The sequence below is a fragment of the Variovorax sp. CCNWLW225 genome, assembly GCF_037204045.1.
Classification (GTDB): domain Bacteria; phylum Pseudomonadota; class Gammaproteobacteria; order Burkholderiales; family Burkholderiaceae_C; genus Variovorax.
The window spans coordinates 1-885 of record NZ_JBBCBV010000051.1 but is presented as its reverse complement, the minus strand read 5'-3'; the positions used below and the strand labels follow the sequence as shown (position 1 = coordinate 885).

General features: G+C 58.3%; 1 protein-coding gene. It reads right to left on the bottom strand.

The features are described 5' to 3' along the window. Positions 1 to 30 precede the first annotated feature (30 nt). Entirely contained in the window at positions 31 to 822 is a 792-nt protein-coding gene (gene istB / locus V9L20_RS27250; protein ID WP_337298908.1) for an IS21-like element helper ATPase IstB, read from the bottom strand. Between the last annotated feature and the right edge of the window lie 63 nt (positions 823 to 885).

Genomic DNA, 885 nt, shown 5'->3' with positions numbered 1-885 from the left:
TGACCCACCCGCTTTGTGAGCCCGAGGGCTTCACGGTGTGGATAAGTGCTTGATGTTCTCCTTTTTGGATTGAGGTTTTGCGGAACTGTTTTTGAACCGGAAACTGTCGTTTCCGGTCTCCAGGATGTGGCATCGATGCGTCAGGCGATCGAGCAACGCAGTCGTCATCTTCGCATCGCCGAAGACGCTGGCCCACTCTCCGAAGCTCAGATTGGTGGTGATCACAACGCTGGTTCTCTCGTAAAGCTTCGAGAGCAAGTGGAACAGGAGCGCGCCTCCGGACTCGCTGAAGGGCAGGTAGCCCAGTTCATCCAGGATCACCAGGTCCACGTGTAGAAGCTTGTTGGCGATCTGACCTGTGTGACCGTTGGATTTCTCCACCTCTAGCGCGTTGACCAGTTCAATCGTCGAGAGGAACCGCACCCGTCGACGGTGGTGCTCGATGGCCTGCACCCCGATCGCGGTCGCCAAATGGGTCTTTCCTGTTCCGGGCCCGCCAACGAGAACAACGTTGTGCGCCTGGTCGAGGAACTCGCATCTGTGAAGCTGGCGTACCGTCGCTTCGTTCACTTCGCTGTGTCCGAAGTCGAATCCAACCAGATCTCGGTACGCGGGGAACTTGGCCAGCTTCATCTGGTAAGCCAGCGAGCGAACCTCCCGCTCTGCTGTTTCAGCTTTCAGCAGCTTCGACAGGATCGGTTGGGCCGCTTCGAAGGCGGGCACGCCTTGTTCTCCGAGTTCCGATACCGCGTGCGCCATGCCATACATCTTCAAGCTCTTCAGGAGGCTGACGATCGCCGTCGTCGTTGAATCATGTGCCATGGCGTACCTCCTTGTCCTGCTGCGCTGCCCTGAGCAGGTCGTAGCGCAAGACGTTGGCCTGCG

Bases quoted from the DNA above. Each gene is read 5' to 3' on its own strand.
- istB (WP_337298908.1), bottom strand. From the start codon at position 822: ATGGCACATGATTCAACGACGACGGCGATCGTCAGCCTCCTGAAGAGC.